We start from the raw sequence: 20,509 nt of genomic DNA, 5'->3' as shown, positions 1-20,509 counted from the left end.
CAGGCCAGGAGCCGTCAACGGGCACCACATAGCATAGAAATCACACTATTTTGCTGCAGCTGCATACCATTTCAACACGGTTTCAACGGCATCATCTGCCGTCATTTCCGACGTATCGAGGACATGCGCCCCTTCCGCGGGGACCAGCGGCGCAATCGCACGGTGAGTATCACGTTCGTCCCGCGTCTGCAAATCCATCAGAAGGTCTTCCATATTAGCAGAAAAACCCTTGTCTATCAATTGCTTGTAGCGCCGTTGCGCGCGCGCCTCGACGCTGGCCGTCAGGAACACCTTCAAGGGGGCGTGCGGGAAGATCACCGTACCCATGTCGCGTCCGTCGGCCACCAGGCCCGGCGTCTTGCGAAAGCCCAGCTGCAAGCTGACCAGGGCATGGCGCACCGTTGGCAATACGGCAATTTTCGACGCCGTATTGCCCACCTCTTCGGCACGGATCTGCTCGGTGACGTTTTCCTGCGCCAGCAGGATCTCGCCATTGGCGAAGTGGCAAGGCAAGTGCTCGGCCAGCTTGGCCAGCGCGTGCTCGTCGCGCAAGTCCGTGCCGCGGCGCAGCGCGCTCAAGGCCGTCAGGCGGTACAGCGCGCCCGAGTCCAGGTAATGAAAGCCCAGCTTGTCGGCCACGCGGTGCGCCACCGTGCCCTTGCCGGAAGCGGTGGGGCCGTCGATGGCGATGACTGGGATGTTGGAAGTTGGCATAGTTTTAAACAATCAATTAAATCAAGGTGTCCTTGGCAATCCCCGCGAAGGCGGCGAAATACTCGGGGAAGGTCTTGGCCACGCATTTCGGGTCGTTGATGCGCATTTCGTTGCCGCGGCGCGCGGCGCCATCGAGCGAGGCGAGCGAGAAGCACATGGCCATGCGGTGGTCGTCATACGTGTCGATGGTCGCCGCCAGGATTTCGGCCGGCGGCGTCACGCGCAGGTAGTCGGCTCCCTCTTCCACTTCGGCGCCGAGTTTACGCAATTCCGTCGCCATGGCGGCCAGGCGGTCCGTTTCCTTCACCCGCCAGCTGGCGATATTGCGCAAGGTCGAGGTGCCGTCCGCGTACAGGGCGGCCACGGCAATCGTCATGGCCGCGTCGGGAATATGGTTAAAGTCCATGTCGACGGCCGTCAAGACGCCGTTCGAGCGCGCCTCGATCCAGTTCTCGCCCATGGTGATGGTCGCGCCCATCTGCTGCAAGGCTTCGACGAAACGCACGTCGCCCTGGATGCTGTCGCGCCCCACGCCTTCCACGCGCACGGGACCGCCGCCGATGGCGCCGGCCGCCAGGAAATACGACGCCGACGAGGCATCGCCTTCCACGTGGATCGTGCCCGGGCTTTGATACTGCTGGCCCGGCTGCACGGTAAACGACTGCCAGCCGTCATGCTCGACCGTCACGCCGAAGCGGCGCATCAGGTTCAGGGTGATTTCGATATACGGCTTCGAGATCAGCTCGCCCGTGACATCGATGGTGACCGCATGGTCGCGCGCCATCAGCGGCGCCACCATCAGCAAGGCCGTGAGGAACTGGCTCGATACATTGCCGCGCACGGCAATGCGCTGCGCGTGGATGTGGCCGCGGCGGATGCGCAGCGGCGGGAAGCCCTGCTCGCCCGTGTACTCGATCTGCGTGCCGACGGCGTTCAGCGCGTCGACCAGGTCGCCGATGGGGCGCTCGTGCATGCGCGACACGCCGTGCAGCGTGTAGTCGCCGCCGATCACGGCCAGCGCCGCCGTCAGCGGGCGGATCGCCGTGCCGGCGTTCCCCATGAACAGGTCCGCCGCGTGGTGCGGGAAGACGCCGCCGCAGCCTTCCACATGGTGCACCTGGTGAGCCGTGGCCGGGTCGCCCGTCAATTCATCCTGCGTCCATTTGACGCCCAGCGACGTCAATGCCGTCAGCATGACGAAGGTGTCGTCGGAGGCGAGCAGGTCGATGATTTTCGTCGTGCCCTTGGACAGCGCGGCCAGCAGCAGCACGCGGTTGGAAATGCTTTTCGAGCCGGGCAAGCGCACCGTGCCTTCGGCGTGCATCACCGGCTTCAGATCGATATGGTGGGGGTAGTGCTTGGTCTGGGTCATGCTGGAATCCTTGAGTATTTATCGTGTGGGCGCGGCCGGCACTTCCGCCGTTTCAATCGCCTCGATCCATTGCTGGCGCGCGTGCTGGGCGTTCGCATACACGCCCTCGATGGCGGCGCCGTCGTGCGCGGCCAAGTGGGCGCGCAAGGTCGTCAACTGCGCCAGGTAGGCGTCCAGTTCATGCAGCAGCGCCGGCTGGTTGGCCAGGCTGATGTCGCGCCACATTTCCGGCGATGAGCCGGCGATGCGCGTAAAGTCGCGAAAGCCGCTGGCCGCGTATTGGAACAGCAGGCCCGCGTGCGGTTTGTTGGCGATGTCGTCGACCAGCGCAAAAGCCAGCAGATGCGGCAGATGGCTGACGGCGGCAAACACCTTGTCATGTTCTTCGGGGCTCAAGGTGTGCAGGATGGCGCCGCAGGCGCGCCACGCGGCCGCCACGCGTTCGACGTCCGCCGCGGCGTTTTCCGCCAGCGGCGTGAGCACCACTTTCTTGCCTTGATACAGATCGATGATGGCCGCATCGGGGCCGTTCGTCTCGCGTCCCGCGATCGGGTGGCCGGGCACGAATTGCGCCACTTTGGCACCGAGCGCCGCGCGCGCGGCCGCCACCACGTCGCTTTTCGTGCTGCCCGCGTCGGTGACGACGGTACCGGGCCGCAGGTGCGGCGCGATGGACGCCAGGATGGCACCCGTCTGCGCCACGGGCGCGGCCAGCAGCACCAGGTCGGCGCCAAGCAAGGCTTGCGCCATGTCGCCGCCGACCTCGTCGATGATGCCCAGCGCCAAAGCGCGCGCCATCGAGGCCGGCGAGCGGCCCATGCCGACCACCGTGCCGACCGCGCCCGCATATTTCAAGGCGCGCGCGAACGAACCGCCGATCAGGCCCACGCCAAAGATAACGATCTTGTTCAGTGCAGGCGTCATCATATCGTCAGGCCAGCGCTTTCGTCAGCGCGGCGATGAGGATGGCGTTTTCCTGCGGCAGGCCGATGGAGATGCGCAGCCATTGCGGCAAGCCATAGCTGCCGACGGGGCGCACGATGACGCCCTGCTTGAGCAATGCCAGGTTGACGCGCGCGCCGGCTTCATCATCGTCGCCCACTTTCACCAGCACGAAATTGCCGTGCGATGGCACGTACTCGAGGCCCAGTTGCGTAAACGCTTCCGTAAATTGCTGGTAGCCGGCCGCGTTGTTGCGCGCGCTTTGCTCGAGGAATGCCTTGTCGTTCAAAGCGGCGATCGCGGCGGCCTGCGCCAGCGAATTGACGTTGAACGGCTGGCGGATGCGGTTCATCAGGTCCGTCAGCACCGGCTGGGCGATGGCAAAGCCGATGCGCAAGCCGGCCAGGCCGTACGCCTTCGACAGGGTGCGCGACACCACCAGGTTCGGATACTGGCGCACCCAGGCCGTCGACTCGTACTGGTCGTCGGCCGACAGGAATTCGTTGTAGGCTTCGTCGAGCACGACGACGACATGCGCCGGCACTTTTTGCAGGAACGCTTCGAGCTGCGCCGCCGACAGGAAGGTGCCGGTCGGGTTGTTCGGGTTGGCGATGAAGACCAGACGCGTGTCGTCGGCAATCGCCGCAGCCATGGCGTCGAGGTCATGGCCGTAGGCTTGTGCCGGCACGACGATGTGGCGCGCGCCCAGGCCTTGCGTGGCCAGCGCGTACACGGCGAACGAGTACTGCGAGTAGACGACGGATTGGCCATGCTGCACGAAGGCGTGCGCGGCGATTTCCAGGATGTCGTTGCTGCCGTTGCCCAGGGTGATCCAGTCTGCCGGCACGTCGTAGCGCTTCGACAGCACGGCTTTCAAGTCGAAGCCGTTGGCGTCCGGGTAGCGGCCCAGGTCATCAATGGCGGCGATCATCGCCTGCTTCGCCGATGCCGGCATGCCGTACGGGTTTTCATTCGACGCCAGCTTGACGATGGCTGCCTCGTCGAGGCCGAATTCGCGCGCGACTTCCGCGATCGGTTTGCCGCTCTGGTAAGGGGCGATGGCGCGGACGTATTCTGGACCGATATTTTTAGACATGGTGTTCTTTAAAAGTTGGTGAATGATTAGGCTGGTGGCTGTTGTTGGGTTACGCTGCACTAACCCAAGCTACGGCTTACCATGGTTGTTTGTTGGGTTACGCTTCGCTAACCCAAGCTACAGCTTACCGTAGGTCGGATGAGCGCAGCGTAATCCGACACCAGTCAACGACGTCACAGACTGACCGGATACGACCCCAGCACCTTGAAAAACGCCGCATTGCTCTGCAGCTCGGCCAGCGCCTGGGCGACGGCCGCGTCGTGCACGTGGCCCTCCACGTCGACATAGAAATAATACTCCCAGCTGCCCATGCGCGCCGGGCGCGACTCGAAGCGCGTCATCGACACGCCGTGCTTGGCCAGCGGTGCCAGCAGCTGGTACACGGCGCCCGCCTTGTTCGGCACGGCCAGCACCAGCGAGGTCTGGTCCTTGCCCGACGGCGCCGTCTGCAAGGTACCCACGACGGCAAAGCGCGTGCGGTTGTGCGGGTCGTCCTGGATATGGCCCTTGACCACGCCCAGCTTGTACTGCGCGCCTGCCAGTTCGCTGGCAATCGCCGCCACCGTGCCGTCTTCGCCAGCCATGCGGGCCGCCTCGGCATTCGAGGCCACGGCGCGGCGCTCGATATGCGGGTAGTTCTGGTTCAGCCAGACCTGGCACTGCGCCAGCGCCTGCGAATGGGCGCAGATGGACGTGACGCCATCCATGTTGCCGCTCTTCGTCATCAGGCTGTGGTGCACGGCAATGGCGACTTCGCCGCTGATGATGAGACTGGTCTGCAGCATCATGTCGAGCGTGCGGTTGACGGCGCCTTCCGAGGAATTTTCGATCGGCACGACGCCAAAGTCCGCCGTGCCCGCCTCGGCGGAACGGAATACTTCATCGATGGACGCGCACGGCAAGCCTTCGACGGCGCTGCCGAACTGCTGATACACGGCCTGTTCGCTGAAGGTACCGGCCGGGCCCAGATACGCCACGGTCACGCGCTTTTCCAGCGAACGGCAGGAGGACATGATTTCGCGGAAGATGGTCTGCACTTCGCGGTCGCCCATGGGGCCGGGATTGCGCTCGGCCACGCCGCGCAGCACCTGCGCTTCGCGCTCGGGGCGGAACACGGGCGCCTGCGTCTCGGCCTTCACGTGGCCCACCTGCTGGGCGATTTGCGCGCGGCGGTTCAGCAGTTCGAGGATTTGCGCGTCGATCGCATCGATCTGTTCGCGCAGCGGTTTCAATTTATCGGTCATGGTGGTTTGTTTCGTCAGCTGTACTTCAATCATGGCCACGCGGCCTGCGCCGGCGGCGGGCCGGCGCGGTCGGTTAAGCGACTCAGCGTCCGGCAAACTCGTTCAGATAATCGACCAGGGCTTGCACGCCCTCGATCGGCATCGCGTTATAGATCGATGCACGCATGCCGCCGACGGACTTGTGGCCCTTCAGTTGCAGCAGGCCGCGCTGCTTGGCGCCGGCCAGGAATGCGTCGTTCAGACTTTCATCGCGCAGATAGAACGGGATGGTCATGCGCGAGCGGTAGGCGGGATCGACCCGGTTCTGGTAGAAGTCGTCCGCATCGAGCGCCGCGTACAGCAGCGCCGCTTTCTCAATATTACGCTGTTCCATGGCTGCAACGCCACCCTGGCGTTTGAGCCACTGGAAAACCAGGCCGGCGATATAGATGCCGTAGGTGGGCGGCGTGTTGTACATCGACTCATGTTCGGCCACGATGGTCCAGTCGAAAGCCGACGGGCAGATCGGCAGCGCCTTGCCCAGCAAGTCTTCGCGCACGATGACCAGGGTCAGGCCGGCCGGGCCGATATTTTTCTGCGCGCCGCCGAAGATGACGCCATATTGCGACACGTCGATCACGCGCGACAAAATGTGCGAGGACATGTCGGCCACGATGGTGGTACCTGCCGGCACGTTCGGCGTCTGCTGGAATTCCACGCCGTCGATGGTTTCATTGGTGCAGATGTGCAGGTAGGCCGCGCCTGGCGTCAGCTTCCATTCGGCGACGGGCGGCACGCCCGTGAAACGGGTCGCCTTCGACGAGGCGGCCACGTTGACGTTGGCATACTTGGCCGCTTCCTGGATCGACTTGCCCGACCACGAACCCGTGTGCACGAAGTCCACGGTGGCCGGCTGCTGCGCGGCCAGGCCCACCAGGTTCATCGGGATGATGGCGTTCTCGCCCAGACCACCGCCCTGCAGGAACAGTATCTTGTAGTTCTCGGGCACGGCCAGCAGCTCGCGCAAGTCGGCCACGGCCTGCTTGTAGATGGAGATGAATTCGGGACCACGGTGGCTCATTTCCATCACCGACATGCCGCTGCCATGCCAGTCCTGCATCTCGGCGGCCGCTTGCGCCAGCACTTCCTTGGGCAGGACGGCGGGGCCGGCGGAGAAGTTGTAGATATGGGTCACGATACGGTCCTTAGTGAAATGAAATTATTGGGGCGACTGCGTGGCCGCCCGCATGACCTGGTCGAGCACGGCGTTCACGCGGGGGATCAGCACGCGCTGGCTGATGGCCATCGATTCGGCCGACAGCTGCGGCATGGTGGCCAGCATCTTGCGGCCCAGCGGCGTCTTGTAGAAGGCCGTCAGCTGCTCGACTTCCTGCACCGTGTAAAAACGCGCGTACAGGGGCACCATTTCGTCGCCCAGCTCATCGATCAGGGTCGGGTCGGCCAGTACCTGCGTCAAGGTGGCGATGGCCAGGGGAATTTCTTCCTCGGCGCTGGCCAGCGCGCGCGCCTTGCGCTGCTCGTCCAGTTTCGGATTGCTGTTGATTTGCTGCTGTGCCGACTGGCGGATCATGGCCGGCACCGATTGCAGCATCTGGTCGAAGATGCTGCGCGTCAGTTGCGGGAACTGCATCGCGTCGAGCATGCGCCGCACCGCCACTTTCATGGCGGGGCTGGGCGCCGCCTGGCGGGCGGGCGTGGCTTGCGTGCTCTGGGCCAGGGCCGGCAGGCTCGCGAGGAAGGCCAGCGAGAACGCGGCGAAGAAGGTGGCGACGATTTTTCTCATGGCATGCGGGATGGTGAATGACTGGTAAAAGGGCACTGCCGGCTGCATGTCGGCTTACGCCCGACGGGCTAAGCCGACCTACGAAATTCTGCTGGCGGCACCACGAAAAGGCGCGCCAATAGCAATTGGGGCTCCCGAAAGAGCCCCAATCATCTTACTCCGGCTGGGCCGGATCGACACTGTCGGCAGCCGCCGGATCGGCGGGTTCGGCCGGCGCCGGCGCGGCTTCCGTGCCCGCCTCCGTCGTCAGCTCGACTTCGTCGATATCCGTTTCCACCACGCGCTGCAGGCCGGACAGCTTGGTGCCGTCTTCCACGGCGATCAGGGTCACGCCCTGCGTCGCGCGGCCCATCTCGCGGATTTCCGACACGCGCGTGCGGATCAGGACGCCGCCGGTGGTGATCAGCATGATTTCATCGCTGGTATCGACCAGGGTCGCGGCAACCACTTTACCGTTGCGCTCGCTGGTCTGGATGGCGATCATGCCTTTCGTGCCACGGCCATGGCGCGTGTATTCAAGAATCGGCGTACGCTTGCCGTAACCGTTTTCCGTGGCCGTCAGCACCGACTGCTGCTCGTTCTCGGCCACCAGCAGGGCGATCACGTGCTGGCCTTCTTCCAGGTTCATGCCGCGCACGCCGCGCGCCGTACGGCCCATCGGACGCACATCGTTCTCGTCGAAGCGCACTGCCTTGCCCGAATCGGAGAACAGCATCACGTCGTGCTGGCCATCGGTCAGCGCCGCGCCGATCAGGAAGTCGCCGTCGTCCAGGTCGACCGCGATGATGCCGGCCTTGCGTGGATTGCTGAAGTCCTTCAGCGGCGTCTTCTTGACGGTGCCAAGGCTGGTCGACATGAACACGTAATGGTCTTCCGGGAACGTGCGGTTCTCGCCCGACAGCGGCAGGATCACGGTGATCTTTTCGTTGTCCTGCAGCGGGAACATGTTGACGATCGGCTTGCCGCGCGAATTGCGCGAGCCTTGCGGCACTTCCCACACCTTCAGCCAGTACATGCGGCCACGATCCGAGAAGCACAGGATGTAGTCGTGCGTGTTGGCGATGAACAGCTGGTCGATCCAGTCTTCCTCTTTCGTCGCCATCGCCTGCTTGCCGCGACCGCCGCGCTTCTGCGCGCGGTATTCGGTGATCGGCTGCGCCTTCATGTAGCCGGTGTGCGACAGGGTCACGACCATGTCCTGCGGCGTAATGAGATCTTCAGTCTCGAGGTCGGTCGCGTTGAGCTCGATCTGCGAGCGGCGCACGTCCTTGTTGCCGGCGCCGTATTCGTTCTTCGCCAGGGTCATTTCATCGGTGATGATGACGGTGACGCGTTCAGGCTTGGCCAGGATGTCGAGCAAGTCGGCGATATGTTCCATCACGTCCTTGTACTCGTTGACGATCTTGTCCTGTTCCAGGCCGGTCAGGCGCTGCAGGCGCATCTGCAGAATTTCCTGCGCCTGGTCGTCCGACAGCTTGTACAGGCCATCGGCCTGCATGCCGTAGTGCTTCGGCAGGTTCTCCGGACGGTAGGCGTCCACGCCGCCCGGCGTCGAGCCGTCGCCCGTACGGGCCAGCATTTCGCGCACGACGGACGAATCCCAGGCCTTGGCCATCAGTTCGACCTTGGCGATCGGCGGCGTCGGCGCGGCCTTGATGATGGCGATGAAGTCATCAATGTTGGCCAGCGCGACCGCCAGGCCTTCGAGCACGTGGCCGCGTTCGCGCGCCTTGCGCAGTTCGAACACGGTGCGGCGCGTGACCACTTCGCGGCGGTGCGACAGGAAGCATTGCAGCATCTGCTTGAGGTTCAGCAGCTTGGGCTGACCATCGACCAGGGCTACCATGTTCATGCCGAAGGTGTCCTGCAACTGGGTCTGCTTGTACAGGTTGTTGAGCACCACTTCCGGCACTTCGCCCCGTTTCAGCTCGATCACCACGCGCATGCCCGACTTGTCGGACTCGTCGCGGATGTCGGAAATGCCGTCGAGCTTCTTGTCGCGCACGTTTTCAGCGATGCGCTCCAGCAAGGATTTCTTGTTGACCTGGAATGGCAGCTCGTCGACGATGATGGCGATGCGGCCGCCATCCTTGCCGTATTCCTCGAAGTGGGTCTTGGCGCGCATGACGACGCGGCCGCGGCCCGTGCGGTAGCCGTCGCGCACGCCGGACACGCCATAGATGATGCCGGCCGTCGGGAAGTCCGGCGCCGGGATCAGCTCGATCAATTCATCGATCGTGCAATCGGGGTTGCGCAGTACGTGCAGCGCGCCGTCGATGACTTCGGTGATGTTGTGTGGCGGGATGTTCGTCGCCATGCCGACGGCGATACCGGACGAGCCATTGATCAGCAAGTTCGGGATACGCGTCGGCAAGACCGTCGGTTCCTTTTCCTTGCCGTCGTAGTTGGGCTGGAAGTCGACGGTGTCCTTGTCGATATCGGCCAGCAGCTCGCCGGCGATCTTGTCGAGGCGGCACTCGGTGTAACGCATCGCCGCGGCGCCGTCGCCGTCGACGGAACCGAAGTTGCCCTGGCCATCGACGAGCATGTAGCGCAGCGAGAAATCCTGCGCCATGCGCACCAGGGTGTCGTAGATCGAGGCATCGCCGTGGGGATGGTATTTACCCATGGTTTCGCCGACCACGCGGGCGCACTTGACGTAAGGGCGGTTCCACACGTTATTCATTTCATGCATCGCGAACAAGACGCGGCGGTGCACTGGCTTCAAGCCATCGCGCGCATCGGGCAAGGCGCGACCGACGATCACGCTCATGGCGTAATCGAGGTAGCTCTTGCGCATCTCTTCTTCGAGGGAAATAGGAATTGTTTCTTTTGCGAATTGATCCATTGGCGGTTCGACTGATCTCAGGCTGTGGTTAACTTATCTGTTACGCAATGTATGACGCAATACTGCATATCCTGGGGTGGCTGTCGTCGTGGGCATTTACTCGACACTCTTGACAGTCAAGCGCACGATTTTAGCATGCGCGCCAAGCTACCTGTACAAATTGGCCATGCCAGGCCGATCGGCGGTTTGCACCGGCGACGTGCGGGTTGACCTAACGATAATGCACAATGGCAATACCAGTTCAAGACACCTGCCCTTAAAAGTGGCAAAAAAAACGATCAATTGTTACAGACGCGTTACAAATGGGCATTTTCGTTGCGCAAAAACAACGCACGGTCTAAAATCGGGCAAGCTTTGATTTAACCACGGTCGTGTGCCCCTGATGCGTGTGGCAAAATGACTGGGAAGTTAATTGCTAGTTTCGCAATCTGAAACGAGCGCATATGGTCTACATGATAAAATCTTGGCACGTAGCACCAGTAGCGCAGTGTTGTTCTGCGGATATCACCCCCCGAAAGGAAAAAAGAATGAATAAATTTGTAACGCTGTTTTTCGCTGCATCCGCAGTGATTGCTGGCTCGGCTTCGGCCCAAACCCCAACCTCCCCACCATTCGCGCCAGTTACCACTGACATCCAAGCACCAAGCCCAAAAAGCGCTTACGTGCAAGATGCCCGCGGCGTGATCGTGCGTGACCCATTCGGCCTGTGCTGGCGCACCGGCTACTGGACACCTGCTGACGCAGTGCCAGGTTGCGACGTACCACTGTGCGTAGAGCCAGAAACCCTGCAAGACGGCAAATGCGTAGCTCCTCCAGCGCCAGTCGTACCTGCACCAGCACCAGCACCTGTCGTGCCAGTGCCAGTCGTCGTTGCTCCTACCTCGGAAAAAGTCAGCTTCGCTGCTGATGCCTTCTTCGATTTCGACAAAGCTACGCTGAAGCCAGAAGGCAAAGCCAAGCTGGACGAGCTGGCCGCGCAACTGGGTGGCATCAACCTGGAAGTCATCATCGCTGTGGGTCACACCGACTCCGTCGGCACCGATGCTTACAACCAAAAACTGTCGGTACGTCGTGCTGATGCTGTCAAAGCCTACCTGGTCAACAAAGGCGTTGAAAGCAACCGCGTGTACACCGAAGGCAAAGGCGAGAAACAACCTGTTGCTGATAACAAAACTGCCGAAGGCCGTGCGAAAAACCGTCGCGTGGAAATCGAAGTTGTTGGTACCCGCAACAAGTAATAGCTGAGCCCCTCTGGACTTGCCGCAAGTCATCGCGCAAGTCAAGAACAGCATGAAAAACCCCGCCACGGCGGGGTTTTTTTTCGTCCGTGGCTGCCCAATTGTAAAATTGCCGCTATTATTCGACCTATGAACGCCGACCCTCTCGAAATCCAAAAATTCAGTGAGCTGGCCCACCGCTGGTGGGACCCCACTTCCGAGTTTCGTCCCCTGCACGAAATTAACCCCCTGCGCCTGGAATGGATCAACGCAAAAGTGCCGCTGGCCGGCAAGCGCGTGATCGACATCGGCTGCGGCGGCGGCATCCTGGCCGAATCGATGGCCCGCAAAGGCGCCGACGTGACGGGCATCGACCTGTCCGACAAGGCCTTGAAAGTGGCCGACCTGCACAGCCTGGAATCCGGTGCCAAGGTGCGCTACAAGCTGATCGCCGCCGAAGCCATGGCCGCGGAAGAGCCGGGCCAGTACGACGTCGTGACCTGCATGGAAATGCTCGAGCACGTGCCGGACCCCGCCGCCATCGTCCAGGCTTGCGCCACCTTGGTGAAACCGGGCGGCCACGTCTTCCTGTCGACCCTGAACCGCAACCCGAAAGCGTATCTGTTCGCCATCCTCGGTGCCGAATACCTGCTGCGTCTGCTGCCGAAAGGCACGCACGACTATGACAAATTCATCACCCCGGCCGAACTGTCGCAATACCTGCGCAGCGCCGGCCTGGACGTCAACAGCATGCGCGGCATGGGCTACAATCCGCTGACCAAGATTTACTCACTTAATAGCGATACCAGCGTCAATTACCTGGTGGCCTGCACCCGGCCGCTGTAACCATCACGCACAATACAAGGCGGCTGCGGCCGCCATTTTTCATTCCTACTTGACACACTTTGCCCGCCATGATCACTGACCATCTGCCAGCCCCGCGCGCCATCCTGTTCGACCTCGACGGCACCCTGGCCGACACCGCGCCCGACCTGGCAGCGGCCATCAACCTGCTGCGCGCCCGCGCCGGCCTGGCGCCGACCCCGTACGACATCCTGCGACCCACGGCCTCGGCCGGCGCGCGCGGCATGATAGGCGCATCGTATGGCATCGGCCCCGGCGAAAGCGGCTACGAAGCCCTGAAAGACGGTTTTCTGAACAATTACGAAGCGGCGCTGGCCGTGGAAAGCCGCTTGTTCGACGGCATCCCCGCCATGCTGGAAGGCTTGAGCGCTCTGGGCCTGGCCTGGGGCGTGGTCACCAACAAGGCCGCCCGCTTCACCGACCCGCTGGTCGGCCAGATCGGCCTGGGCGGCGCCGGCTGCGTGATCTCGGGCGACACCATGGCGCATCCGAAACCCCACCCCGCCCCCCTCCTGGAAGCGGCCCGCCGCCTGAACCTGACGCCGCAAGACTGCTGGTACGTGGGCGACGACCTGCGCGACATCCAGGCCGGCCGCGCGGCCGGCATGCGCACGGTCGCCTGCGCCTGGGGCTACTGCGGCCCCGTCGAGCCGCAGCACTGGAACGCCGACCATTTGCTCGATACGCCGCAAGCCTTGCTCGATCTGGTGGCGGACGTGGTGAAGGCGGCGCAGGCGCGGCAACTGGCGGCGTGAAACGGCCGGCGCTTCGATGCTGACTTGACACTGGCGCCACCTGGCATATCTCTGACTGCGAATGCATCATGCAAGAGTGTGAAGATTGCGCTACAATGAAGGTTCTGTGGGGACGACCTGGTTTCGACGTGGGTTGCAAAGCAGCGCAGGGCATACCGAGGGCTGGTTACCTCGTAAATACACCCAGAAAAAACTTAACTGCAAACGATAACTCGTACGCACTGGCAGCTTAATCGCTGTTAGCTCTAGAACACCTCGTCCCTGGGGTGGGCCGTCAAAAGCTCTAGAGTCATTTACAGGGACTCGTCGTATGCTGGGTTACTTAGCGTCCGACTAAATAATAGGTAACTCGCTTGCCCATAACGTGCACATCCGTGCTGGCTGAGTTAAATTAAATGATAGTGCTAAGTATGTAGAACTGTCTGTGGAGTGCTTGCGGACGCGGGTTCGATTCCCGCCGTCTCCACCACTGAATTGTTTAGAATCAAGTAGTTAGCAAGAAGAAGGCTGTCATTATTTGGGTTGTTTTTGGGCTGTTTTAGCCTAGGAATGACAACAAAATGACAGCTTTTTTTTATGTCCCCTCCTCACAATAGGCTGAGCATCACAGCCCTGGCCGCGAACTTTGATCGTGGCTTCACGCCGATACACTGATGATACAACAGCGTGTTTCCCCTATGAATGATGTGCGGTAGTTTATAAAAGCTACGCTAAAAGTTGCGCCGCTCAGTTCCGGTGTGCGAAAGAAAAAAGGCCTTCCTCGGATGGCCTTTTTCTTTCGTACGCTGGGCGGGTGTTTATGGATGAGCTGGTTGATAAGCCAACTTAAGCCACGAATGCACGACTATCTGAGGAGGGACTCGCTATGAGCGTCATACTGCTTCTCCCCCCCTACGCGGCCCCCACCAATGCCCGTCATAATCTCTGAGAAAATCCCCGAGACACATGCGTACCGCGTATTATCGTCAGTCATGAAGACACCATACATTCATCACCTTTTCGGGGACGACGCCTTGGCCAAGGTGGCCGAACACCTTGGCTGGCTTACGGTCGGCGTAGCCTCCTCTATAGCTTGGCCTCAGGACGACGTTTGGTTAGATTACGATGGTGCCGAGTATCTGCTCCATGGGGCGCGGCAGGAGGGCCAACAACGTATCAGCCCAAGTATTAGTACGCCCGCGAAGCAGAATAATTGCGATGAGGCATTGGCACGTGTGTATCGGTTCACTTCCGTGCTCGGCTTTTACAAGCGGGGTTACGTTGATATCACCGGGCAAGTCTGGGGCAGTCGTATGATTCGTTACTCTACCAGTACAAAGTTCGCAACCCTTTTGCAGTCAGGCTACAGAACTTTTAGCTGTAACCACATGCCCGTCATTGAGGACGACCAAGTACGCAAGGCCCTCGCATTTTTGCGAGAAGGACGTCGACTAGAGCATGTGCATGGACCTTATTCATTTTTGTCGTTTTTCAAGGTCATCGAGAGTCAATTCAAGGCAACCGACCGTATTGCTTGGGTTGAGCGAAACTTAGCCCTTCTCACGGATGAGCAAGCAGTAAAAAGAATCCATGAGCTAAATGGCCAGGGCGTCAACGTCAATCGTCACCTTTTCGATTCGGGACGCTGCGCCGTCGCTCATGCGAGCGTTGGTGGCAACATCGTGGATCCGGACATTCCTGCAGACCGTCAGCGCATCGCTGCCGACCTCAATATTATCGCGGCACTGGCAATCCAATATATTAAGGTGGACGCCGGCGTGCCTGATGAGTCAGACCTCTACCGCATACGAGACCGAGTGGCACCTTGGCATGAGCTAATGCCTAAGGCGTCGGTAGCTAATTTAAAAGTTGGCGGCCGAGTGACAGAGGTCGGCGACTTAGGCAAACTCAATGAAGCAATCGTATCTGTAAGGCTCTGGCCTGACTCGCCCCCAAAGCAGTTTGAGACTATGAAATTGGTGCCGACGGAATGCAGCGACGGCGTATTGAAATTCATTTTACTGAGCGTTCGCAACACTATACTGCTTGCGTTCGCAATGGACTTGGTAAACGGACGCATGCATACGCTGCTGGATGAGAGCGGAATACGTGACGGAAGCGACTTTGGCGAAGAAGATGTCGAAGATTTCACACGCTATTTCCACAGCGTTGTCGCGAATCGCACTGTTGAACTAACCATCGACGGCGTTGAACCAGTCGACTGTGATGTTATCATACCGACAAACATAATTCCGCGTATTCCCGAAGAGGCTGTCGCACAGGCTCTTATAGATTTCAGGCAGCGTCGGGCGCAGAATCAATAAATTTTGGGCGCGAGGTAATGACAGCTTTTTTACGTTGGATTATGTGGAGGATCAGTGACTGAAATTTGCAATTTGGTGTTCTCTTCTCAAGAGTTTCTAAAACTGGTGCCAGGTTTGGTGATTTTCCCGCTAAGTTTGTACTTGGCGATAAAGAAAATCGGGGTAAGCATTTCCTGTTCAGCTCAGATGGGCGAGGATCGTTTTTTTCCAGCTCAGGTGAAAAGTGTGGTGCTATCAAATAACAAAGATCGACCGATCACTATCTACGATGTGTTTGGCGTCTTCGGGGATCATATACAGTTCCCAATGCACCAATTTGAACCTCCCCTTGTGTTGAAAGCTCTTGAGACTATTTCTATCGCGACTGAGCGCTACTCGTTTCTCACAGTAGGAAGCGATGAGTGGCAGCACAGTATGGCCCCAAACGAAAAGATTGATTTTTATATTACAACTACTGAGGGTGGCATCAAATGCAAGTCTTTTGCCAAACCGATGATGATAGCGCAAGCGATCCTGCAAGGATACGTGATGGCGACGCGACATACCAAACAAATAAATGGCAAAGTCATTAGTAAGAAAATCAGGTTTATTATGGTATATGCAGTGGGCAACGATGAAAAAACTGCTCTTATCGAGAGCGGCGGACTACTGGACGAGTTCACTGGTTTGGGCTTCAACTCGATTAGCCTAAATCATATGCAAAGTGTTGAAAAAGTAAGCGAGTATGTCCGCTCCGTTAGCCCGGACTTAAAGTTTCATGTCAGAGAGTCTAAGGGAGGAAGGTTCTAATCGTTCGCCTCTCCGGCGAGCGCAGTATGAGGGTCAGGTCTGTCACTCGGATACGGACTGATGCGCTGGGTGCTGTAGAAGCTGGCTAAGTTGAAAAGCTGATTGGAACCACGAACGTGCGCCATCAGCGCGGCAATGAAATTCCTACCAAAGTATCTATCTACACAAAGGAAAAAAATGCCAGACTTTGAGGAAATTTTAAAAAAAGCTGAACAGGTTCTCAACTCTTCTTATCGCGATTTCAAATCACCAATCTCTGGTTTACACAGAGATTTTGCCGAGCTAAAACTTCAAAGCGCCATATTCCAATATGACATATCCACAGAAATGATTGGAGTAATTCGAAACAAACCAATAGATTTTGCTCAAGCAGTGGCTTTAAAAGGACTAATCCTAAGACTGTTTGAATACAAATTGCGCCTGCAAGAAATGACACCGAAAATCGAAAAACTGATGGCAGAGAGAGGGGTGCCGATCAGTAGGGAAATTAAAAAAGAACTGCGTATACAATTTGCTGCCCCCCTAGGTCTTCTGGAGCGATGGGGGCCACTGAGAAATAATGCAGCGGGCCATTATGGAGCTGACTTTAACCTCCAAATATCGTCATTGGAGAGTGTTGACTACGACCGAGTAATGAGCGTTGCGCAAGGGTTTCTAAGCTACAATCGAGCGTGGGTAAAAATTCTTCGAGACGCTGCTTGGGCTGATTTTACCAATGATTATGATTGTGAATAAAACCCCATACTGGACCAAAAACTTAAAACTATATTTCATTGACTTGAAATTTTCAACCTCCTGAATTAACTTCGAAAGTATCTTTTCAGCATGGACCCCTCTTCCTTTTTTTATAGCCTCACAAATAAGCAACGAAATCAGTTAAATGAACTGGATCGCGCAAACCACGATGCACAAGTAAAAAAATTTGAAGAAGCATATGAAAGAGGTTGCTGCTATTTGTGTGGAGAGCAATTTGATCAGATGCGGACGGCAGCGCCTTGTTCACATTGGCTTCTACGCAGGACAAAATTCAAGAAAAAAGACTTTTCTAAAATTTTCGCTAGATATGATTACCACGCAATCGCAGCTTTCCTACGATGGTGCGCCAACAAAGAGCAGCCTCTCAGGAATATCAATGATCTAGAGGATGAAAAATCTGATCGGAAAATATTAAGTTATTCTATTCGATGGAAAAATATCGAGTGGAGTTTTGATTGCTCCAAAACTGATTTCATGGGACACGGTGGACACCACTCTTCATTTCCTCACTATCACTTTCAAATGCGGATTGATAACCGTCCATTTATAGATTTTAATGAATTTCATGTCCCACTTTCCAAACGTGACATTTTTATGCTTGAGGCGCGAGCATTACCCAATGTTCACTATGGCTTCGGTGCGGCGGGGGCAGGCATGCAGGAAGCGGTGGAAGTGGACGCCGATTGGGTGATCGAGGAAACATCAAGAACGGATCAGGAAGATGAACAAGTTTACAATTTATCGACAATAATTATGGCGGATGAGTCTCCTATCTTTGGGGAAGATTTGCAGAAAATCTTTAGCGAGGTGAAGCGAACCGGCAAAACCTTTGCATCGGTAGCACGCAAGCGCTTGGCTGGACGGGCGTCAGTTCAAACCACTGTGAGTCCTGCCGACTCCATCCCTAATATTGCGGGACGTACTGAGCATAAGCCTCGTTAGCCGCTGTTGCGAAAGCTAACTTTCAAGTCTCATTCTCTTCCGGTAATTCCTAACTCAACTAATTGGCCGGAGAGGATCATGCGAAGGAGTCAGGTTGCCCATTGCAACACCGGCCCGTGTTCATTTTTTCACACGCGGCGGAAGCGGATCAGCTACAGCCACAAAGCGCTCTGCTGGATACTGCTGAAACAAATCCTCCTCTGTCACAAGAGAACCATCGAGCCAGCCTTGATACTGGTCTGGGTCGAGGATCATCACCATCCGCTTTTCGTCATCCGGCTTGTGGAAACGCTGCATGAGCGGATGGCCATCGGCGTTTATCGTCAGCATTGAGAACGACAGCAGCAAATCCTGTGGCCGGAATTCCCATATCCCGGCGATGGCGGCCGGCATGCCATCGGCGCGCTCGATGCGCCAGCGGACTGGATTCCCCGTCTCATAGCAAGGTTCGAAGAAGTTATCGGCGGGGATAATACAGAACTGTTTGCGCTTCCAGGCATTGCGGAAGGACGGCTTTTGCGCCACGGTTTCGGTGCGGGCGTTGTAGGTCTGGCGCGCTAATTTCTTATCGGCCCAATGCGGAACCATGCCGAAACATGCCGGCGCGACTTCCATTTCGCCGGGCGCATCGTGCGAAGCGCGGATGATCGGCGCCATATAGCCGGGCCAGGCTTCCGGCGGCAGGTCAAATTGAGGGGAGCGGACAGCGAAATGCTGTTCGATTTGATCGCTACGGCTGGGGGTATAGTCGGCGCACATGCAAATGATTCTACCTGCCTTCCGGCATCGGCGGCGGTTCCACCCCGACAAAACACAGCCAGGACTGCGCATAGTCGCAAAATTGCATATCCTTTTTGCTGCGTTCAAACCCTGACAGTACCATGCGGCCGTCCCGATACCAGAGCAAATTCACATCAAAGAGTGTTTCGACATACTTTCCGCTCTCTCCATAGGTAAAGCGTGCGAGCTTCACCAATCGGTGCAATCCCTGGTCTGTCGTTTCAACCACTTCCAGCGTACCGGCGCGCGCCGAGTGGTAGCGATCATGCAGCCGGCGCTTCGGCACTTCCACGCCGTTGAGACGCATCTTTAACATTTTTACAATCATGACAAGCCCTGAATAAAATACTGTATATGCATACAGTATATCAAGACTTCTTGAGGTCGCAATATCCAGGCATGACGCATGGGCATGGCAACGTATGATGCGCGCGACATAGAGAGCGAAGCATGGGCCAGCAAAGCGCTGGAAGCGTGCTGTGGCGCGCAAATGACACCCTTCCCACGTCGCCACACCACCCGCACAAAAAAGCGCTCAAAGTGCGTCAAAATGCGTCAAATCACACGCTCCCTCTTCGCCCCGCCGCGCCAGTCCACATGCCCCTTCGGCCATAACGCAAATTTGAGTCAAAACAGCCCTATATAGCGGGCAGGTGTGGAGGGGGGACAACTGCGCGCGCCGGGCCGAAATGGGGCTTTTTCTAGCTTCCATAGCAATATCATTCGTCGGGACGTGAAAAAGCCGCCTCGTGGGCGGCTCGTGGGGCGGCTGGGGCGCTCTGGCGCGGCTGGGCTGTCAACGCCCTAACCTGCCGGCTATCGCAGCATAGCGGCTATCCTGGTCGGCCGGCGCGGGCCTTGGCCGCCTGCTCCTTCTCGTAATCGTCGCGGCAATCGACGTTGCAGAACGGCAGGCCGGGTGCCAGCGGCTCGTCGCAGTAGTGGCAGGCGCCGTGCGCCACCAGGGCGGGCCGTCCGCGCACGGCGGCCAGGCCGCGCGCCACTTCGGCGAAGATGATCTTGTCGGTATTGTCGATATGGTCGCTCATGCCGCGCCCTCCCCGCCTGTGGCCAGATCATACGGGGCGAACTTCACCACTTCCACGCCGGCCCACTCGTTGATCGCCATGAACTGCGACTGCAGCGGCACCAGCTCGTTGCGGGCGAACACGCGCGCGGCCGGCTCGACGGCGCCGAAGCCACCGGCATTGTTCGGCAAGATGCCCATGAGCTGCGGCGGCACGCGGTGCGCGGCCAGCTGGTCGTCGCGCGTCACGCTCTTGATGTTGAAAAACTCGTCCTTGGCGGCCACGTCGGACACGGGGAGAATCTGGATGCCGTCCTTCTTGCCGTTCGGCGCGTACATGAACAGGTTGCGGAAATTGCCCGGTCCCTTGCTGTCGCGCATGGCCTGACGCAGGTTGTCCACGTCCTGGGTGTTGGCCGCCGCGTCCGTCATGTAGAACACGAAACCGGCGTGGGATCCATTTTTGTAGTACTTGCGGCGGAACAAGGTGGCCGCCTCGTTGAGCCAGGCCGATTGCAGCGCGCTCAGGTACTGCGGCACGCCGTACAGCTCCTGGTTCACGTCCGGTTCCATCAGGTGGAACACGCGGCCCGTTTCGAACTGGTGCGCCGTGCCGTGATTGGTGACAAAGAAATACGTGTCCCCATCGATGCCGCGCCGCATGTACTTGGCCAGCGCATGCGCATAGCTCAACGGGCGCCCGCTGCGGCTGGGCCGGTCTTCCAGGTAGCAGTTGCCGAACGTGAGGAAGTCGAGCGCCAGGCGTTTGAAGGCGTCGCGCGACAGGTACTTGCTGGGCATCAGCGTGGACGCCAGCACGTTGGCCTTGAAGTGGATCGCGCTGGAATGGTGCACGCCGGCATTGAACGACTTGGCCAGGCCGGCCAGGTTGATGGGCGGCTCGTACCATTCGCCGTTCTTCCAGCATTCGAAGCAGTCGAGAATGTCGCCGTGCTCAAGCACGGGCGTGGGGTCGCCGAAGGAAAAGGCCTGGATGCCGGCGGCGTCCGACGGCGCCGGCGTGGTTGCAGCAGGTGCGGAGCGCGCGCGGGCGCGCTGATGTCGTGCCTTGTTCAA

19 protein-coding genes and 1 other RNA gene are annotated in these 20,509 nt (G+C 58.8%); 8 read left to right on the top strand and 12 right to left on the bottom strand.

The window, feature by feature from the left end:
- Nucleotides 1-45: 45 nt before the first annotated feature.
- The 8 genes from cmk to gyrA form a co-directional block, all read right to left on the bottom strand.
- Entirely contained in the window at nucleotides 46-714 is a 669-nt protein-coding gene (cmk, locus tag CBW66_RS16780; RefSeq protein ID WP_086138213.1) for a (d)CMP kinase, read from the bottom strand.
- Between the two features lie 16 nt (nucleotides 715-730).
- Nucleotides 731-2,086, bottom strand: coding sequence for a 3-phosphoshikimate 1-carboxyvinyltransferase (aroA, locus tag CBW66_RS16775; RefSeq protein ID WP_086138212.1), 1,356 nt, complete (start codon nucleotides 2,084-2,086; stop codon nucleotides 731-733).
- 18 nt (nucleotides 2,087-2,104) lie between these two features.
- Nucleotides 2,105-3,013 carry a prephenate dehydrogenase/arogenate dehydrogenase family protein gene (locus CBW66_RS16770; RefSeq protein WP_086138211.1) on the bottom strand — a complete coding sequence of 303 codons (909 nt, stop codon included), beginning with the start codon at nucleotides 3,011-3,013 and terminating at the stop codon, nucleotides 2,105-2,107.
- Nucleotides 3,014-3,017: 4 nt separating this feature from the next.
- Entirely contained in the window at nucleotides 3,018-4,124 is a 1,107-nt protein-coding gene (gene hisC / locus CBW66_RS16765; protein WP_086138210.1) for a histidinol-phosphate transaminase, read from the bottom strand.
- A gap of 173 nt (nucleotides 4,125-4,297) precedes the next feature.
- Nucleotides 4,298-5,368 (bottom strand): prephenate dehydratase, encoded by a 1,071-nt coding sequence (pheA, locus tag CBW66_RS16760; RefSeq protein ID WP_086138266.1) that lies wholly within the window; start codon nucleotides 5,366-5,368, stop codon nucleotides 4,298-4,300.
- 82 nt (nucleotides 5,369-5,450) lie between these two features.
- Entirely contained in the window at nucleotides 5,451-6,542 is a 1,092-nt protein-coding gene (gene serC, locus CBW66_RS16755; protein ID WP_086138209.1) for a 3-phosphoserine/phosphohydroxythreonine transaminase, read from the bottom strand.
- Between the two features lie 24 nt (nucleotides 6,543-6,566).
- Nucleotides 6,567-7,151: a DUF2059 domain-containing protein gene (locus CBW66_RS16750; protein WP_170933023.1), complete on the bottom strand. Its 585-nt coding sequence runs from the start codon at nucleotides 7,149-7,151 to the stop codon at nucleotides 6,567-6,569.
- A 154-nt stretch (nucleotides 7,152-7,305) separates the two neighbouring features.
- The gene (gene gyrA / locus CBW66_RS16745) at nucleotides 7,306-9,999 is read right to left on the bottom strand and encodes a DNA gyrase subunit A (protein ID WP_086138207.1); all 2,694 of its coding nucleotides are present in this window, start codon (nucleotides 9,997-9,999) and stop codon (nucleotides 7,306-7,308) included.
- Between the two features lie 527 nt (nucleotides 10,000-10,526).
- On the opposite strand from gyrA, the gene ompA reads away from it, so the two are divergent.
- From ompA to CBW66_RS16710, 8 genes are all read left to right on the top strand, one after another.
- Nucleotides 10,527-11,237 carry an outer membrane protein OmpA gene (gene ompA / locus CBW66_RS16740; protein ID WP_086138206.1) on the top strand — a complete coding sequence of 237 codons (711 nt, stop codon included), beginning with the start codon at nucleotides 10,527-10,529 and terminating at the stop codon, nucleotides 11,235-11,237.
- A 129-nt stretch (nucleotides 11,238-11,366) separates the two neighbouring features.
- On the top strand, nucleotides 11,367-12,062 hold the full coding sequence (gene ubiG / locus CBW66_RS16735) for a bifunctional 2-polyprenyl-6-hydroxyphenol methylase/3-demethylubiquinol 3-O-methyltransferase UbiG (RefSeq protein WP_086138205.1): 696 nt from the start codon (nucleotides 11,367-11,369) through the stop codon (nucleotides 12,060-12,062).
- Nucleotides 12,063-12,130: 68 nt separating this feature from the next.
- Nucleotides 12,131-12,835: an HAD family hydrolase gene (locus CBW66_RS16730; RefSeq protein ID WP_086138265.1), complete on the top strand. Its 705-nt coding sequence runs from the start codon at nucleotides 12,131-12,133 to the stop codon at nucleotides 12,833-12,835.
- A 108-nt stretch (nucleotides 12,836-12,943) separates the two neighbouring features.
- Nucleotides 12,944-13,304, top strand: a transfer-messenger RNA (tmRNA) gene (gene ssrA / locus CBW66_RS16725).
- Nucleotides 13,305-13,806: 502 nt separating this feature from the next.
- The gene (gene mauJ / locus CBW66_RS16720; RefSeq protein ID WP_086138204.1) at nucleotides 13,807-15,138 is read left to right on the top strand and encodes a methylamine utilization protein MauJ; all 1,332 of its coding nucleotides are present in this window, start codon (nucleotides 13,807-13,809) and stop codon (nucleotides 15,136-15,138) included.
- A 54-nt stretch (nucleotides 15,139-15,192) separates the two neighbouring features.
- Nucleotides 15,193-15,927 carry a hypothetical protein gene (locus CBW66_RS16715; RefSeq protein WP_139841654.1) on the top strand — a complete coding sequence of 245 codons (735 nt, stop codon included), beginning with the start codon at nucleotides 15,193-15,195 and terminating at the stop codon, nucleotides 15,925-15,927.
- 177 nt (nucleotides 15,928-16,104) lie between these two features.
- Entirely contained in the window at nucleotides 16,105-16,662 is a 558-nt protein-coding gene (locus CBW66_RS28550) for a hypothetical protein (RefSeq protein ID WP_139841653.1), read from the top strand.
- A 90-nt stretch (nucleotides 16,663-16,752) separates the two neighbouring features.
- Nucleotides 16,753-17,625, top strand: coding sequence for a hypothetical protein (locus tag CBW66_RS16710; RefSeq protein ID WP_086138202.1), 873 nt, complete (start codon nucleotides 16,753-16,755; stop codon nucleotides 17,623-17,625).
- A 120-nt stretch (nucleotides 17,626-17,745) separates the two neighbouring features.
- Here CBW66_RS16710 and CBW66_RS16705 read toward each other — a convergent pair whose 3' ends face one another.
- The 4 genes from CBW66_RS16705 to CBW66_RS16690 all read right to left on the bottom strand — a co-directional run bounded on the left by CBW66_RS16705 (nucleotide 17,746) and on the right by CBW66_RS16690 (nucleotide 20,509).
- Nucleotides 17,746-18,384 (bottom strand): SOS response-associated peptidase, encoded by a 639-nt coding sequence (locus CBW66_RS16705; RefSeq protein ID WP_086138201.1) that lies wholly within the window; start codon nucleotides 18,382-18,384, stop codon nucleotides 17,746-17,748.
- 10 nt (nucleotides 18,385-18,394) lie between these two features.
- Complete coding sequence (locus tag CBW66_RS16700) at nucleotides 18,395-18,721, bottom strand: hypothetical protein (RefSeq protein ID WP_139843057.1); 327 nt, start codon at nucleotides 18,719-18,721, stop codon at nucleotides 18,395-18,397.
- 517 nt (nucleotides 18,722-19,238) lie between these two features.
- A complete protein-coding gene (locus CBW66_RS16695) occupies nucleotides 19,239-19,454 on the bottom strand; it encodes a hypothetical protein (RefSeq protein ID WP_086138199.1) in 216 nt (71 codons plus the stop codon).
- Nucleotides 19,451-20,509: a phage portal protein gene (locus tag CBW66_RS16690; RefSeq protein WP_230492034.1), complete on the bottom strand. Its 1,059-nt coding sequence runs from the start codon at nucleotides 20,507-20,509 to the stop codon at nucleotides 19,451-19,453. The genes CBW66_RS16695 and CBW66_RS16690 overlap by 4 nt, the downstream gene beginning before the upstream one ends.

Source organism: Janthinobacterium sp. GW456P (assembly GCF_002127655.1).
Classification (GTDB): Bacteria; Pseudomonadota; Gammaproteobacteria; order Burkholderiales; family Burkholderiaceae_D; genus Janthinobacterium.
This window is presented reverse-complemented; position numbering and strand designations above follow the sequence as displayed.

Coding starts and splice junctions, on each gene's coding strand:
- gyrA (WP_086138207.1), bottom strand. CDS start 9,999: ATGGATCAATTCGCAAAAGAAACAATTCCTATTTCCCTCGAAGAAGAG.
- hisC (WP_086138210.1), bottom strand. CDS start 4,124: ATGTCTAAAAATATCGGTCCAGAATACGTCCGCGCCATCGCCCCTTAC.
- CBW66_RS16770 (WP_086138211.1), bottom strand. CDS start 3,013: ATGATGACGCCTGCACTGAACAAGATCGTTATCTTTGGCGTGGGCCTG.
- CBW66_RS16730 (WP_086138265.1), top strand. CDS start 12,131: ATGATCACTGACCATCTGCCAGCCCCGCGCGCCATCCTGTTCGACCTC.
- CBW66_RS16710 (WP_086138202.1), top strand. CDS start 16,753: ATGGACCCCTCTTCCTTTTTTTATAGCCTCACAAATAAGCAACGAAAT.
- CBW66_RS16695 (WP_086138199.1), bottom strand. CDS start 19,454: ATGAGCGACCATATCGACAATACCGACAAGATCATCTTCGCCGAAGTG.
- cmk (WP_086138213.1), bottom strand. CDS start 714: ATGCCAACTTCCAACATCCCAGTCATCGCCATCGACGGCCCCACCGCT.
- CBW66_RS16700 (WP_139843057.1), bottom strand. CDS start 18,721: ATGTTAAAGATGCGTCTCAACGGCGTGGAAGTGCCGAAGCGCCGGCTG.
- CBW66_RS16750 (WP_170933023.1), bottom strand. CDS start 7,151: ATGAGAAAAATCGTCGCCACCTTCTTCGCCGCGTTCTCGCTGGCCTTC.
- CBW66_RS28550 (WP_139841653.1), top strand. CDS start 16,105: ATGCCAGACTTTGAGGAAATTTTAAAAAAAGCTGAACAGGTTCTCAAC.
- CBW66_RS16705 (WP_086138201.1), bottom strand. CDS start 18,384: ATGTGCGCCGACTATACCCCCAGCCGTAGCGATCAAATCGAACAGCAT.
- ompA (WP_086138206.1), top strand. CDS start 10,527: ATGAATAAATTTGTAACGCTGTTTTTCGCTGCATCCGCAGTGATTGCT.
- mauJ (WP_086138204.1), top strand. CDS start 13,807: ATGAAGACACCATACATTCATCACCTTTTCGGGGACGACGCCTTGGCC.
- aroA (WP_086138212.1), bottom strand. CDS start 2,086: ATGACCCAGACCAAGCACTACCCCCACCATATCGATCTGAAGCCGGTG.
- ubiG (WP_086138205.1), top strand. CDS start 11,367: ATGAACGCCGACCCTCTCGAAATCCAAAAATTCAGTGAGCTGGCCCAC.
- pheA (WP_086138266.1), bottom strand. CDS start 5,368: ATGACCGATAAATTGAAACCGCTGCGCGAACAGATCGATGCGATCGAC.